Origin of the sequence: Enterobacter sp. C6 (assembly GCF_008122455.1) — a bacterium.
Lineage (GTDB): Bacteria > Pseudomonadota > Gammaproteobacteria > Enterobacterales > Enterobacteriaceae > Enterobacter > Enterobacter pseudoroggenkampii.
On record NZ_QPFW01000035.1, the window covers coordinates 1 to 1,161 of the forward strand.

At 65.2% G+C, this 1,161-nt stretch carries 1 protein-coding gene and 1 pseudogene; both read left to right on the plus strand.

The features are described 5' to 3' along the window. A pseudogene (locus DOU50_RS23630) lies at window positions 1-963 on the plus strand (thiamine ABC transporter permease); the annotation flags it as partial. Further along, window positions 963-1,161, plus strand: a 199-nt coding sequence (locus DOU50_RS00215; RefSeq protein WP_148768457.1) for an ATP-binding cassette domain-containing protein, incomplete at its 3' end; no start/stop codon positions are given. The pseudogene DOU50_RS23630 and the gene DOU50_RS00215, both read left to right, overlap by 1 nt.

A 1,161-nucleotide genomic window follows, 5' to 3' on the forward strand; every position in this document is an offset into this window, starting at 1 on the left:
CTCGGCGCGGTGATGCTGGCGGTGCTGGCGTGGTCGCTGTCGGTCGTGGACGTGGCGATCGTGCTCGGGCCCGGCAACCCGCCTACCCTGGCCGTGCTGGCCTGGCAGTGGCTGAGCCAGGGCGATGCGCAGCAGCAGGCAAAAGGGACGCTGCTGTGCCTGCTACTCCTCGTGCTGCTGGCCGCGCTTGCCGCACTTGGGTACGGTTTATGGAAGGCATGGCGCCGCAGGGTTCCTGACCTCAGCGGGACACGTCGCAGGTCTGAGCGCGTTCTGCCTGTACGTACACTCAGCGGCTTTCTGCCCGCGTGTGGCATCCTGTGCGCCGCGGTGCTGCTGATGCTGGCGCAGCGGGACGACGTAGGTCCCGTGGGGACCAGCCTTTCCTTCGGGCTGCTTTCGAGCCTGATCGCCCTGCTCATCAGCGTTCTCTGGCTGGAATGGGGCCCGCAGCGCGGCACACTGTGGGTATGGTTACCGCTCGCCCTTCCGGCGCTGCCGCTCGTCACCGGCCAGTATGCCATTGCGCTGCATCTGGGACTCGACGGGCGCTACGCCGCCGTACTCTGGAGCCACCTCCTGTGGGTATTACCGTGGACGCTGCTGGTGCTGCAACCCGCCTGGCGGCGGATCGATCCTCGACTTGTTCTTACCGCCAGAACGCTCGGCTGGCGACGGGAAAAAATATTCTTGCTGCTGAAATGCCCCCTGCTGGTGCGCCCTGCGCTGCTGGCCTTTGCCACCGGCTTTTCCGTCAGCATGGCACAATACATGCCGACGCTGTGGCTGGGCGCGGGGCGTTTCGCCACGCTGACCACCGAAACCGTCGCGCTCAGCAGCGGAGGCAGCATCCCGATTCTCGCTAACCGGGCGCTGGGATTACTGCTGGTCACGGGCACGGTGTTTGGTCTTGCCGCCCTGTTATCCCGGCTCGCGGGCCGCTACCGTCAAGGATTACGATAATGCTGAAGGTAAAAGATCTCACCATCGAACCGCTTTTCCGCGAGGTCAGTTTTTGCGTGCCCCGCGGGGAGATCGTCACCCTGATGGGGCCGTCCGGCAGCGGAAAATCGACCCTATTTGCGTGGATGGTCGGCGCGCTGTCAGACGATTTCCAGGCACGGGGCGAACTGTGGCTCGACGCGCGTCGCTGCGACGGAC